At 68.5% G+C, this 13278-nt stretch carries 12 protein-coding genes; 4 read left to right on the top strand and 8 right to left on the bottom strand.

Translation table 11 applies throughout. From position 1 onward, the window contains the following. Positions 1–49 precede the first annotated feature (49 nt). The 3 genes from Q9R27_RS00900 to Q9R27_RS00890 are packed head-to-tail and all read left to right on the top strand — an operon-like array spanning position 50 to position 2741. Positions 50–490, top strand: a complete 441-nt coding sequence (locus tag Q9R27_RS00900) for a hypothetical protein (RefSeq protein WP_311250439.1) — start codon at positions 50–52, stop codon at positions 488–490. Between the two features lie 2 nt (positions 491–492). Next, a complete protein-coding gene (locus Q9R27_RS00895; RefSeq protein ID WP_311250438.1) occupies positions 493–1437 on the top strand; it encodes a hypothetical protein in 945 nt (314 codons plus the stop codon). Then, a complete protein-coding gene (locus Q9R27_RS00890) occupies positions 1434–2741 on the top strand; it encodes a hypothetical protein (RefSeq protein ID WP_311250437.1) in 1308 nt (435 codons plus the stop codon). Before Q9R27_RS00895 ends, Q9R27_RS00890 begins: the two co-directional genes overlap by 4 nt. 14 nt (positions 2742–2755) lie before the next feature. Here Q9R27_RS00890 and Q9R27_RS00885 read toward each other — a convergent pair whose 3' ends face one another. From Q9R27_RS00885 to Q9R27_RS00865, 5 genes are all read right to left on the bottom strand, one after another. Then, positions 2756–3217 (bottom strand): hypothetical protein, encoded by a 462-nt coding sequence (locus Q9R27_RS00885; RefSeq protein WP_311250436.1) that lies wholly within the window; start codon positions 3215–3217, stop codon positions 2756–2758. A 123-nt stretch (positions 3218–3340) separates the two neighbouring features. Beyond that, positions 3341–3955 carry a class F sortase gene (locus Q9R27_RS00880; RefSeq protein WP_311250435.1) on the bottom strand — a complete coding sequence of 205 codons (615 nt, stop codon included), beginning with the start codon at positions 3953–3955 and terminating at the stop codon, positions 3341–3343. An 11-nt stretch (positions 3956–3966) separates the two neighbouring features. Beyond that, a complete protein-coding gene (locus tag Q9R27_RS00875) occupies positions 3967–4968 on the bottom strand; it encodes a hypothetical protein (RefSeq protein ID WP_311250434.1) in 1002 nt (333 codons plus the stop codon). An 80-nt stretch (positions 4969–5048) separates the two neighbouring features. Beyond that, a complete protein-coding gene (locus tag Q9R27_RS00870; RefSeq protein ID WP_311250433.1) occupies positions 5049–6443 on the bottom strand; it encodes a VWA domain-containing protein in 1395 nt (464 codons plus the stop codon). A gap of 133 nt (positions 6444–6576) precedes the next feature. Beyond that, complete coding sequence (locus Q9R27_RS00865; protein ID WP_397219634.1) at positions 6577–7455, bottom strand: AAA family ATPase; 879 nt, start codon at positions 7453–7455, stop codon at positions 6577–6579. A 183-nt stretch (positions 7456–7638) separates the two neighbouring features. On the opposite strand from Q9R27_RS00865, the gene Q9R27_RS00860 reads away from it, so the two are divergent. Then, positions 7639–9687 carry a CocE/NonD family hydrolase gene (locus Q9R27_RS00860; RefSeq protein ID WP_311250432.1) on the top strand — a complete coding sequence of 683 codons (2049 nt, stop codon included), beginning with the start codon at positions 7639–7641 and terminating at the stop codon, positions 9685–9687. Between the two features lie 27 nt (positions 9688–9714). Here Q9R27_RS00860 and Q9R27_RS00855 read toward each other — a convergent pair whose 3' ends face one another. The 3 genes from Q9R27_RS00855 to Q9R27_RS00845 form a co-directional block, all read right to left on the bottom strand. Next, positions 9715–9888 (bottom strand): hypothetical protein, encoded by a 174-nt coding sequence (locus Q9R27_RS00855; RefSeq protein WP_311250431.1) that lies wholly within the window; start codon positions 9886–9888, stop codon positions 9715–9717. Positions 9889–10427: 539 nt separating this feature from the next. Beyond that, complete coding sequence (locus Q9R27_RS00850; RefSeq protein ID WP_311250430.1) at positions 10428–12077, bottom strand: leucine-rich repeat domain-containing protein; 1650 nt, start codon at positions 12075–12077, stop codon at positions 10428–10430. Between the two features lie 284 nt (positions 12078–12361). Beyond that, the gene (locus tag Q9R27_RS00845; RefSeq protein ID WP_311250429.1) at positions 12362–13261 is read right to left on the bottom strand and encodes a hypothetical protein; all 900 of its coding nucleotides are present in this window, start codon (positions 13259–13261) and stop codon (positions 12362–12364) included. Positions 13262–13278: the final 17 nt, after the last annotated feature.

Raw genomic sequence — 13278 nt, 5'->3', positions numbered from 1 at the left:
AACGGGGAACGCGTGTCCTCAGGCAACGGATGACGAGAAGGAGTGATCCATGTACGGCGACTCCGCCGCGACGCGCAAGCGTGCCGGCCAGTTGCGTGAGCAGGCGACCGACATCCGGGCCATGGCCGACCGCTTGGTGGGCCAGATCGATGCCATCACGTGGGACGGCCGCGCCGCGGCGGACCTGCGCCAGCGGATCCAGGACCGCGCCGGGCTGCTGCGCGAGTGTGCCGCCCAGCACGAGACCGCGGCCGACTCGCTGACTCGCCACGTCAACGAGGTGGACCGGCTCAAGGACGCCATCGCCGGCGTCGAGCGCAAGGCTGGTTCGCTGGTCGCCGACGCCCGCACCCGCATCGCCGCACTCGACGCCGCCCCGAGCGACGGCGTACGGGTCGAGGCGAGTGACACCGACCGCACGCTTGACCAGTTCGTGCCGCCCGCCCCGGGCCACAAGGACTGGCTCACCGTCGAACTCCCGGGGCTGTGACCATGGCAACCATTGATCTGTCCACACCCACACCGGCACCCGCTGGCACTCTTGACGGACTGCCCCGGCGCCTGGCGCTGACCCTGCCCGAGTTGCACCTGCTGGCCGAGAAGGCCGGCGGCGCCCCGTTGCCGTTCGAGCTCACCGAACCCGAGCCGAAGCAGGGCAATGCCCTGGAGGACCGCCTCGGCAAGTCGCGCAGTTCGGTCGAGGACGAGACGTACGCCGCGGCGCTCGACTCCCTGCACGAGGCGGCCGATGCGCTGACCCGGCGTGGGCTCCTCGTCGACGGTGCCGCCGACACCGCGGTCGTCGGCGCGCTCGGGCTCCTGGCCACGCCGTCCGTGGCCGTCGACATCGACCTGAACATCGGCGGGGTCCGGGCCAAGGCCTGGCACCGCCAGCGCGGCACTGCCGTGGCCACCCTGGCCACCACCGACGGCATCGTCTTCGAGCTTGCCTGGTTCGAGGCCGCCCACTGGCCCGGCGAACTGGGCCGGGTCGCGGTGCTGCCCGAGGAGCAGGCCCAGTCCGGCGACCAGCACACCTCGCGGGTGCCCGGCATGGTCGACTTCCCCCGCGAGTTGCTCGATGCGGGGGTCGAAGCGGTGCGGTCCAACCGCACCGACCTGCTCCCCACGATCATCGCCCACCACGGCGGGGCGGCCATCGACGCCGACGGCCAGCCGCTGGGCGACCTCGAGGTGGCCTCCGTGATCCAGTCCCTCGTCTCCGAGACCGAGGGCCGGCTGCGCGTCCTGGTCGCCGACGTCTCGACCGAGGAGGTCCAGACCGTGGGTGTCCTCTCCTGGGTGCTGGTCGCCGATGGGTGGCGCTCCCTGCGCCCGCACCGCGACGACGACGTACACCGGGTCGAGGTGCGCGCCGTCCAGCCGTCCGACCTCGCCGCCGAACTCGGCCCCGTCCTCGCGGAGGTGACCCCGTGACCCCGTCCGACCAGCAGGCGTTGGAGCAACAGAACGCGGACAAGTACGACCAGCTGATGCGGCTGGCCGACTTCTTCGACTCGTCCGGAGACGAGATGCGCGAGCGCGCCTCGCTCGGCGCCGAGGTGCTGGCCGACGAGTCCGTCGCCGACTCCGCCGAACTGGCGCCGAAGACCTTCGCCGAGGCCGAGTCCGACATCCTGGCCGCCACCACCGGCAAGTCCGGCCTGATGGTGCGCTCGGTCGAACTGGACGCCGACGCCTTGGTGGTGCGGGCCACCGTGCTCACCTACCGCTGGATCGACGACCTGCAGATCGCGGCGTACAAGACGCTCGGCTCGATCGCCGCCCGCGCGGTGGGCTACCTGGCTCCCGAGGTGGAGCTGGGTGGCGCGATCTTCTCCGCCGGCCTGATCGAGACCGACGCACTGGACCGCGACGGGCTCGCCTCCTACCTCAACGAACTGGCCGAGCAGAACCCCGAGCTGATGGACCACTTCGTCAGCGGTGGCGGCGGCCTGGTCGAGGGCCTGCAGATGCGCGCGCTGCTGACCGCGGCGGTGCTGGGATCCGAGCAGGGTCCGACCGTCACCCGGGCCGGCCTGCGGGCGGTCGGCGCCGGCGACTTCACCGACGACTTCTCCGCAGCACTGCGCGACACTGCCGGCCCGATGGTCCACTCCCCTGCTGCGGCAGGCGAGGTCTCCACAGCCGCAGGCGATGGTGCGCCGCGCTCGCTCGAGGAACTGATGATCTCGCTGAGCCAGGTCGAGGGCGACCTGCTGGTGCAGCAACTGGCCGGCGGCCGCTACATCGGCTACCTGCCCGGCCGGACCACTCCCGGCGCCAGCGGCCTGCGCCTGGTCAGCACCGACCAGGGCGATCAGGTGGCCACCGTGGTGGCCGGACTGGAGTCAGCGATCGGCGACGAGCCCGGTGCCCGGGTGATGCTGGTCGGCCACGCCCAGGGCGGGCTCACCGCGGCCGGGATTGCCGCGCACGCCCACTCGGAGCGGTTCGTGATCGACCAGGTGATCACGGCGGGTGCCCCCGGCGCCCAGGTGGCGCGGGTGCCCGAGGGCACCAACGTGCTGGCCCTGGAGGACCGGGCCGACCCGGTCGCACTGCTCGGTTCGCTGATCAACGCATCCGTGCCGAACCGGCTCACCGTGGTCTTCGACGGCGGCGACCTGACCGGCCCAGCGGCGTACGTCGCAGGCGGGCGCGCCGCAGACGCTGCCACCCATCCCGATCTGCGCGCTGCGATCACCCGGATCACCGAGCTGGGCTACCTCGCCGGCTGAGCCCCGGTGGGCTCTCAGGCAGCAGCGTCAGGGCCCTTGGAGCCCTGCATGCTCTTGAGTGCCTGCATCGCGCCGCCCGCCTGGTAGAGCAGGAATCCGCCCACGCCCAGCACCACCAGGCCGATCACTCCGACGAAGAAGCCAAAGCCGAAGTGCCCGTCGGTGAGGCGCTGGATCACGAAGATCAGGCCGAAGAGGAGCGCGCCGGCAGTGACGGCGAGCGTGGCCAGGTCGGACTTGCCCTCGTCCAGCGGGAGAACCCCGGCGATCCGGGTGCCCTCAAGGACCAGGAGCGCGATCACCAGCAGCCACACGACGGGGCCGATCTCGTGCCAACCGTTGGCGGTGGCGCTGCCGAAGGGACCGAGGTCGACGCTGTACCACGGCAGGAAGCTGTTGATGAAGAGCACCGCTGCGGCTCCGAGGAGCAACTTGCGGGGCAGGGAGAGATTGCTGAGGTTCTGGCTGGCGGTCATGACACCTGACTCCTGAGAAGACGTTTTGTGATGAGGCTACGCCATCCAACCGGCCTCGCCTCACAACTCCCTCACAGAGGCATGATGCGGTGCCAGCCGGCACGCCGCCCGCCGGCTGCCGAGTCAGGCGCGCAGCAGGACCAACCGGGCATAGACGATCACCGTGGCCCGGTAGTCACTTCCATCGAAGTCACCGCAGGTCATCAGCACGAGCCGTGGCTCGCCGGCGATGCGATAGATGTCCGCAGCCATGGCGCCGAATTCCTCGACCGGGACGCTCTTCACGCGCTCCACGGCGAACTCCGCAACACCGTCCGAAGCCACGACGCGAATGGTGTCGCCGACGCGCAAGGCGTCCAGGTCGTCAAAGACGCCCTCGCCGAGCGAATAGGTGTGACCAACCAGGACGCCGGTACCTGATGCGCCGGGTTCTGTCCCTGGTGCCCACCAGCCCACTTCGTGGACCGACGTCGGCACCTCCTGGGATCCGTCTGCCTCGGTGCCCACTTCGATGATCGGCGCGTCGACGCCGATCGCCTCGATCTCGAGCCCGCGTGGCGTGCCCGCCGGAGAACGCGTCGGTGACCCGAAGCCGGCGTCGGGTGACGACGACACGGCACTGCTCTCCGACGGCGTGGCGCTGGCCGTGTCCGGTGCTGCACCACCACAGCCGACCAGGGTCAGGATCGACCCGGCTCCCGCGCAGACCAGCGCGAGCCGGGTCGAGAACGACTTCATCTCCTCTTGGGTCAGCGGCCGGCGGCAGGTGCGCGCGTCGGGTGCGTCGGCGTCGCCTCGTCCGTCTTCACCGGCTTCTCCTCCTTGACGACGCAGGGCTCCACGTCGACACGGCCGTCCTCGGTCCAGTTCTCACTGGCCCATTGGGTGGTGGCGACATAGCCGAGGGAGGTCAGCTCACCGGTGCTGATCGTGACTGACTCCTGATGGGCAACGTCGAAGGTCTCCCCGCCTGCGGTCACTGAGATCGTCGAGTCGGAGTTCACGCCAGTGAAGGTCACCGTGCCGCACGCATTCGATGTCACCTCCACGTTGGTTCCCGGATCGACCACCGTCGCACCACAGGGCTCCACCTCGACGGTTCCGCCGTGCTCTGCAGGGTCGTCGACATCGGCGAACGTTACCGACGCATTCCACTGCAGCGTCCCGGGCGCCACCGAGACGGTCTGACTGGACACGTCGTCCAGCGTGGAGGCGGGGAGGTCGAAGACGCCGGCCTCGCCGCTGCCATCGGTGTGGCTGACGTCGCTGACCAGGCCGGAGAAGTTGCTGGCCCCGGAGGTGAACGTGACTGTCTCGCAGGAGGTGGAGACTGCCTCGATCCGAGGTGCGGTCAGCACGGTGACCCGATCCATGTCCAGCACCGCGTCCGCGGCGTCGTACGCACCCACGGTGGCATACCGCTCACCCGATGGGGTCAGGGTGACATCGAGCGTGCCGGACTTGTTCGCATTGACCTCCATCAACTGGCTGGTGTTCAGGAGGGAGCCAGTCACCATGTGTCGATCGGCGGCATCGCTGACCTCCCAGGCAAAGGTGACGGTGTCACCCTCCACGGCGGCCATGGTGCCGGTCTGGCCGTTGACGGAGATGACCACGTCGTCCTCGGCCGCGCCAGCTGGATTGACCGGCGCCAACGCCAGCACTGCGGCCGCGGAGGCCAGCGCAACGGCGCGCGCAACTGCAGCGGGATGTACGGCGTACGACGATGGGCTGAGCAGTCGGAGATTCATGCAGCGGATGCTAGGCGCCAGCGCTCACAGGGCACTCACATCCGCACAGCGGTCGCGCGCCCAGCGGGCCTCAGCGGGCCTCAGCGGGCGAGATCGTGGACGAAGTCTCCGAGCTGGGTCAGGTTGCGGCACTCCACCATCGGGGCGATGGCGGCGTACTCCTTGGCGGCGCTGTCCCCGGTGCCCCAGTTGCGCTGGTGCTCCGGGTTGAGCCACCACGTCTGCTTGCACCCGTCGACCATGGTGCGGAACGTGTCCAGGTGGAGGTCGGAGTAGTTGGAGCGGCCGTCACCGAGCACCAGCAGGGACGTCTTCGGGCCGAGCGCATCGGCATGGTTCTCGACGAACTTGTCGAAGGCGCGCCCATAGTTGGTCCGCCCCCACAGCGCGGCGTGCGAGACGGACGCGGTCAGGTCGGCCATCACGTCGACCACGTCGGCGCCCGGCTTGAAGTGGTGGGTCACCTCGTGCACATGGTCGATGAAAGTGAACGCGCGGACCTTGGTGAACTGGTCGCGCAACGCGAAGACCAGCAGCAGGGTGAACTGGGCGAAGTTGGCCACCGAGCCGCTCACGTCGCAGAGCACCACCAGTTCGGTGCGGTGCGGCCGCTTCGGCTTGTGGTGGGTGGTGATCGGGACGCCGCCGGTGGAGATGGAAGCCCGCACGGTACGCCGGAAGTCGAGCGGCCCGCGCCGGCGTGCGTGGTGCTCCTGGGTCAGCCGGGTGGCCAGGCGCCGGGCCAGCGGCTGGATCTCGCGGCGCATCGCCTCCAGGTCGGTGCGCCGGGCGCTGAGGAAGGAGAGGTTGTCGATGGTGGGGCGCAGCGTGGTTTCGGCGACGCGTTGTGCGCCCTTCTCCTCGGCGATCCGGCGCAGCGCGTCGTCCTCGACCCGCTTGCGGAAGTCGTCGACGATCCGCCGTGCCCGGCGCCCGGCCGCGGCCTGGTCCATGCCCTGGGCGAGCAGGCCGGCGATGATCCGCTCGACCAGTTCGTCGGGGTCGGTCCGCTTGAGGGCCTGGTAGGCGCTGTACGCCGAGAGCCCGGGTGCTCGTCCCGGCATCGAGCCGAACGTCCCCACGGCCTCGATCGCGAGCCGGGCCAGTTGCTCGTCGTCGCCGGCCTGCATCGCCTCGGCCAGTCGGTCGCGGAAGTCGGCGAGCGCGGGCCCGGTGTCGTTGGGCTGCCCGTCCTGGGGGTTCTCGTCGTCACCGGTGTCCTCACCGGCCAGGGCGGTATGGCCGTTGCCGACCAGGGCCGGGAAGAAGAGGTCGAAGAGCGCGTCGAACTGGGGACGGTGCGCCTGGCGCTTGACCAGGGTCGCGGCGTACGCCGTGCGGAGCAGTTCCCGTTCGTCCCACGGCAGGGCGCCGATCGCCTCGGCAGCGTCGATGTCCTCGGCCAGCGAGACCGGGACGCCCGCCGAGCGCAGCGCCTCGACGAACGCGACGTGACGCTCGACCAGACCGCTCATCGGCTGCGCACCCGCCAGCTCGGGTGCAGGCGCCCGCTCGGGTGCAGATGCACCGTTGCGGCCCCTGATCGGGTGATTCCGGGGCCGATCGGGTGCACCTGCACCGCAACGTCCCGGCGGACGGCGGACCCACTCATCGCGGGCCGAGCCGGAGTTCCTTGACGGCGCGCTCGTGGTCGGAGACGTGCTTGAGCACGGCGCCGAGGGTGGCGCTGATCGCGGCCTGGTCCAGGTCCTTGATCTGCAGCGCGATCAGGGTCCGCGCCCAGTCGATCGACTCGGCGATCGAGGGTGCCTTCTTCAGTTCCAGCTCGCGCAGCCGGCTGATCACCTCGACCACCTGGCCGGCCAGCGCCTGGTCCAGGCCCGGTACCCGGGAGAGCAGGATCTCCTGCTCCCGCGCCGCGTCGGGATAGTCCAGGTGCAGGTAGAGGCAGCGCCGCTTGAGCGCCTCGGAGAGTTCGCGGGTCGCGTTCGAGGTGAGCACCACGAACGGGCGCCGGGTGGCAGTGACGGTGCCGAGCTCGGGGATGGTGACCTGGAAGTCGGAGAGCACTTCGAGGAGCAGGCCCTCGACCTCGACATCGGTCTTGTCGACCTCGTCGATGAGCAGCACGGTCGGCTCGTCGCGGCGGATCGCGGTCAGCAGCGGGCGGGAGAGCAGGAACTCGTCGGTGAAGATGTCGTCGTGCGTCTCCTCCCACGACTGGTCCGGCCCGGTGGCCTGGATCCGGAGGAGCTGCTTCTTGTAGTTCCACTCATAGAGCGCCCGCGCCTCGTCCAGGCCCTCATAGCACTGCAGGCGGACCAGTTCGGCCGACGCGGCCTGGGTGACGGCCTTGGCCAGTTCGGTCTTGCCGACCCCGGCGGGTCCCTCGATCAGCAGGGGCTTGCCCAGCGCTCCGGCCAGGTAGGCGGTGGTCGTGGTGGCGGCGTCGGCGAGGTAGCCGGTCTCCCCCAGGCGGGTGAGCGCGTCGGTCGGCGAGCTGAACCAGGTCGAGTCAGGGGTCACCCGGGTGAGCCTACTTCTCCCCGACCTGGCGGATCACGGTGGTCGGCCGAAGGGATGGCACCGGAAAACTTGCACCAGGTGACTGCGATCCGGTGCCATCATTCGCCGGCCGCGCGGTCAGCGTGACCTGCGCCATATCTCCTTCGTTGAACGCTTGTCGAATACAGCGATCCCGGAGGTCCCATGCGCCGCACCGACTCCCGCACTGCCGCCGTACGCCGTCGCCTCAGCGTCCTGGCCGCCACCGCGCTGGCCGCGACCCTGGCGCTGACCGCGCCTGCTACCACGGCGAGTGGCGACGAGGGGACGCCGGATCCGACCCAGCCCCAGGTCTCGAGCGCGTTCGTGCCGGATGCCGCCGAGGCGTCGGAAGAGCTCTACGACATCGTCACCGAGACCGACATCCCGATCACGATGCGCGACGGGCGCGTGCTGCGCGCCAACGTGCACCGGCCAGCGATCAAGGGGACCACGACGCCCGCACCCGGCGAGTTCCCGGTGATCCTGGTCCAGACGCCGTACGGCAAGTCGGTCGGCAACACCGGGCTCGGCGAGATGAACCCCTACCTGATCAAGCGAGGCTACATCGGCGTCATCGTCGACGTCGCCGGCACCGGCGGCTCCGAGGGGCAGTCGATGCTCTTCGGCACCTCCGAGGCGCTCGACGGCGCGGAGATGGTGCATTGGTCGGCCGAACTGGAGGGCAGCAACGGCAACGTCGGCCTGCTCGGTGGGTCCTACCTGGGCATCGACCAGGTCTTCACCGCAGCCGCAGTCGGGCCGGGCTCCCCGCTCAAGGCGATCTTCCCGATCGCGACGGCCTCCGACCCCTACCGCGACCTCTTCGTCGCCGGTGGCGTGGTCAACCTGGTCTCCAGCGTCGGCCTGATCGGCGGCTATTTCGGGCTGCGCACCTTCACCCCGTTCGCGGAGCGGATGAACGATCCGGCCGACGCGTTCCGGCTCGCCCTGGAGCACGGCCTGGCCGGGATCCCGTTCGAACTGACCACGGCGATCCACGCCCTGCTCGACACCGGCCGCGTCTACGACTCGGCGTACTGGCAGGAGCGGGCGCCGCAGAACGTGCTCGACCAGGTGGTCGCCAATGGCGTCCCCGCCTATCTGGTCGGCGGGCAGTACGACGTCTTCCAGCGCGGTGAGCCGCTGCTCTACAGCGGCCTGCAGAACGCGTGGGCCGGCAAGTCGGTGTGGGCGCCGATGGAGCCCGGCCAGCCGGTCACCCCGCGCTACCAGTTGCTGACCGGGCCGTGGGACCACGGCAACCAGGGCAGCACGGTGGACCTGAACGCGATCCAGCTGGCCTGGTTCGACCACTGGCTCAAGGGGATGGACACCGGTATCACCGACACCAGCACGCCGTTCCACGTCCAGGAGCCGGACGGCGCGACGTACAGCGTGCGCAACTATCCCGCCGAGACCGCGACGTACCAGCGGATCCACCTGCACCCCGGGCAGCAGCTCGCACCCGGTGCACCCGACGTCCCGACCGGGACCGAGAAGGTGACCTACCGTCCGATCGCGTTGTCGTGCCAGCGGGCGCTGGTGCAGTGGAGCGCCGGGCTGACCCGCGATCTCTACGCGAGCTGCCAGAACCACAACGGCATGACGAAGCCACAGCCCGGCGACGTCGCCTATGACTCCGGCGTGCTCACCGAGGACCTGCGCCTGGCCGGCCCGGTCGGACTGACCGTGCAGGCCACCTCGACCACGGCGCAGTCGCTCTTCGTGGTCACGCTGCAGTCGGTGGCGCCCGACGGCAAGGTCACCGACATCTCCGCCGGCGCCCTCCTCGGTACTGCTCGGGCGATTGACCCGGACCGCAGTTGGTCGGTCAACGGGGACGGGTTCGCCCTGCCCTACCACCCGCACACCGAGGAGGCCGAGGTCGCGGTGCCGCGCCGGGAGATGGCCCGCTATGACATCGAGATCCGGCCGGTCTTCGAGACCATCCCGGCCGGGCACCGGCTGCGACTGCTGATCCAGACCGGCGACACCCCGCACCTGCTCACCTCGCCGATGCGCCTCCTGGGCCTGCTCGGCGGCGTCTACCAGGTGCAGAACAACCAGGTGCACCAGTCCTGGCTGGAGTTGCCGGTGGCCGCCGGCGCCCTGCCTGCGGCACAGCCGGAGTCGCCGGTTGCCGCCGATCCGGCACAGGCACTGGTGGGGCTCCTCCAGGGCCTGTTGGGAGTGCTCCGGCTACCGTTCTGAGCCACGTCGTGTCGGAGCGTTCGACGCCTACTCGTCGCGCTTCATCACCTGGAGGGTGATCGCGGGCGGTCGCACCACCGCGTCGATGCTCAACGTCGAACTGTTTCCAGAGACCATCGATCCGGATACATCGACCTCGTAACCCGCTTCTCTCAAGACCCCGGCGTAATTGTCGGCGACATTGTCAGCATCCGGATCCACCACCAACATCAGGCGCCAGGTCGTTTCGGTGAGCTGGCTGGCCGAACTGATCCTGTCGTGTTCCGGCAGGGGTACCCCGTCGGGGAAACCATCGGGGAGGGCTGCACCGCCTTCGCTTCCGGTCGACCCCGAGTTGGTCTCGCCTCCATCTGGCTCGTTCGACGAAGACTGCGAATCGCCGCGGTGTGAGCGAATCCAGCGGCCAAGGCTTCCTCATGGTCCAGAACCGGAGCGGAGTCGTCGGCTTCGTCCTCGGTGTCGGTGTCGGGGCCCGTTCTGGACGAGGGGTCGTCCGATGACGTGGAAGTGCCCGCTGTGTTGGAGCTCTCGTCATCGTCAGAGCCACCGCACCCGGCCACCCCAAACACGAGGACAGCAGCCGTCAGCCAAGGTAAAGCCTGCTGCCGTAGGCCTCGCGGCGCTGTTGTCATGCGGTGCCTCGCTGTGGATCGTTGGAGAAATGACGAACACCGATCGGGGTGGTGCAGTGCCTGCCGGGGAGTCGAACCCCGGCGAAGACCGTCCAGGCGAGCCAGCGATTACGCTCGCTGGCGGCGCGTCCTTCCGGTCAGGACCATCAGTCCACCGATGCCCAAGAGCGCGACACCGAGGATGCCTGCGGTAGCGCCGGGGCCACCAGTGTTCGGCAGGGTATGGCCGGTGGTCTCGATCTGATCGCTGTCGTCACCGTCGGCGCCAGAGCTGGCCGGACATGCTTGGTTGGTGTCCGGCGCGTAGCCGTATTCGCGGAGCATGGGGTCGAGGTTGCCGCTGGGGTCGGAGAACACGTAGCCGTCATTGGCCTCGGCGGTCAGCAGACCATCAGCGTTGACCTTCCAGGTGAAGCCGACCGGAACGTCCGCACCCGTGGGCAGCACCCACGTGGCGTTGTCCGGACCACAGGGGTCATCGACCGGAAGATCGCCATTGGGTGCATCAATGACCCTCGGCGCGGGCGCATCGCAGTCCGGGTCATCGAGGGTGATCTCCAAGGTGGCGTAGATGTGATCACCAGATGCATCGACCCAATCACTGGCCGGATCGACGTAGATGGCGTGATCGTCGTCGGCCGGGACGGCCTCGATGGTGACCGTCTCGCCGGGAGCCACGTCACCGACGATGGTGTACGTGATGCCCTCGGTGTCCGGCAGGGTGATCTGCGGGTAGACGACATCGCCGTTCATGCAGGTGGTCTGCACGACCGCAGGGTCCTCCGGCACGGCCTGGGCAAACGAGATCCGCTGGCTGATCGTGCCGGAGAACGTGGCGTCGGTGACCGTGCCGATCGCCACCGATGTGCTCCAGGCCAGGCTCTTGTTGCCTCTGGCCGCGAACGTCCACGCATTGGTGGCCGAGTCGTAGCTGAACCCGGAATCCGTTGAGGTCACCGGCACCGCATCGCCGGCCACGTCAGCCACCGGATTCGTGGTGGTGGCACCGAGTTCGGTTGTCGGGACGCTGGCCGACTGGTCTTCTACACGCAGATTCGTCAGGTTCGTCATCCCGGCCAGTGGTGAGATGTTCGTGATGCCATTATTTTGCAGCCACAGGTTGGTCAAACTCGTCAGACTCGACAGCACGGAAATGTCGGTGATGACGTTGGCTTCCGCATGCAGATATCTCAGGTTGCTCAGGCCTGCCACAGGTGAGAGATCAGCGATGTTGTTGTTGCCGACCAAGAGGAAGTTCAGATTCTGAAGGCCGGACAACACCGAGATATCGGTGATGCTGTTGTTGGTCAAATACAGGCTAGTCAGGTCTGTGAGGCCCGACAGGGGCGAGATATCGGTGACGCTATTGCTGTTCAAGTACAACACTGTCAGGCCTGTCAGGCCCGACAAGGGCGAGATATCGGTGACGCTATTGCTGATCAAATACAACACTGCCAGGTCCGCGAGGCCCGACAAGGGCGAAATATCGGAGACGCTGTTGTTGAAGAGCCGCACCTCTGTCAGGTTGGACATGGTTTCCAGCCCGGTGATATCGGTGATGCCCATGGTCGGACAGTCCACTTCGGTGATGCCAGCGGCCTGAGCCTCGGTGATCGGGTCACTGGCTCCCTGCCCGAGGTCCGCATTGATGCAGGCACGCAGGTTGTCGTCCGGCATGGTGATCGGATCGGCCGGGCCCGCTGTGGCTGGTAGCGCCATCGCCAGGCCGCTGCCGAGCATGAGCGCCGATGCCGCCACGAGTCCCATGATGCGACGGGGTCCGCGAGCGGCCGGCCGCCGGCGTGCTCCTGATTGGCTTGGCTCATGCGGCTTGGCTGCTGCTGTTCGGTGCTTCACGGAGTGTCCTTCACATCGTTGGGGAGCGGCGACAACCTCTGAGGCCACTGACTGGTCACTAGGCGGACTGTGCACGTCACACCCGCGCTACTTCCTAAGCGATGCCGCTCACATGCCGCTCACATGATGCGAGGGCAGTTTGTGACGACAGGGTGAAGAAGCTTGCGCTCCGACGGAGCGCTGCTTCAGCGGCGCAACTCCATGTAGTCCTCGGTGGTGGCGACCTTGCCGTCCCCGTCGACGTCCCGGCCCTGGTGCAGCTCCTCCTCCACCACGGTGAGCTGCCGGGCACACTCGGGCATCGAGAACGAGCCGATGATGCCGGCCACCACCGCTTCGTCGAGTTTCTTCGCCTCCTTGGTGGGCTCGATGGTCACGACCATGGACGCGGGATAGACACTGCCGTCGAGCCAGCGGCCATAGATGTTCGCCGTCCGGATCCTGGCCTTGTATTCGTCGACCTTGAGCAGGTCCGGAGCCTGTTCGTGGTGCGCCACCAGCACCGTCACCAGCTGGCCGTCCAGCGAGACCGTGGCGAACTCCTCGTAGACGACGGTCCCGGTGACGTCGCCGACCCGGTAGTCGTAGTCGAAGGTGGTCCAGACTTCTCCCTGACCGTCACTGATCTGTCCATCCGGCAGGATCGTGTCGCCGTGGAGGTCGACGCTCGCACGGTCACTGCCGGTCCCGAATCGGACCGTGGTGCCTTCGCTGAGCGGCGAGGAAGATCCACCGGTCCTGCCCGCGGCTTCCCAGTCGTCGGGCACCGCGAAGGCAAGCCAGGCCCGGTACTCGTTCGCCTGGGCCTCCGCATCGCAGATCGCCGGGATCGTGTGGAAGCCGTCGGGCTCTACCGAGGTCTCGGGCAGGAGGAACTCGATCGGCTTGAACTCACCGCCATCCGGTTGGTCCTCCCCCGCCGGTTCCGCATCCTGCTCGTCCAGCGACTGGGCGCCACGCAATGCCTCCTCCAACGCATCCTCGTCGACGCCCAGCGGATCGTCGGGACCGTCCGATCCGCAACCACCGAGCAGGGCCACACAGAGCAGGGTTGCCGCGGTGTGGGCAAGAGCAGAGCGCTTCATGGGGCAAGTTCCTCCTC

The sequence above is a fragment of the Nocardioides sp. AE5 genome (assembly GCF_031844485.1).
Classification (GTDB): Bacteria; Actinomycetota; Actinomycetes; order Propionibacteriales; family Nocardioidaceae; genus Nocardioides.
Note: the sequence above shows the minus strand (reverse complement) of the source record. Positions and strands in the feature narration are given on the sequence as shown.